This is a genomic window from Carboxydothermus pertinax (assembly GCF_001950255.1).
Classification (GTDB): domain Bacteria; phylum Bacillota; class Z-2901; order Carboxydothermales; family Carboxydothermaceae; genus Carboxydothermus; species Carboxydothermus pertinax.
Map to the genome: position 1 here is coordinate 1 of NZ_BDJK01000073.1, position 215 is coordinate 215.

Consider the following 215-nt stretch of genomic DNA (forward strand, 5'->3'; position numbering starts at 1 on the left):
ACCTGGCAGTGATAACTTGCCAGCTGATAATTAGAAGCAAGACCCATTTGCAAATGCCAACTATAGACTGAAGTAGACTCCAATCCAATAACAACGCGCTCAAAGCTATTAGAATGGCAAATATCGAGGACAAGATTAATCAAAGCTTCAAGGCCAGGATTATCATTAGAAAACTTCTGGCGTTTAGAAACAATTTCACCAAGGTTGTCCATAAA

1 protein-coding gene is annotated in these 215 nt (G+C 39.1%); it reads right to left on the minus strand.

All coding sequences use genetic code 11. The features are described from left to right. A partial coding sequence (locus tag cpu_RS14075; protein WP_501161798.1) for an IS110 family transposase occupies positions 1-215 on the minus strand: 215 nt, incomplete at both ends.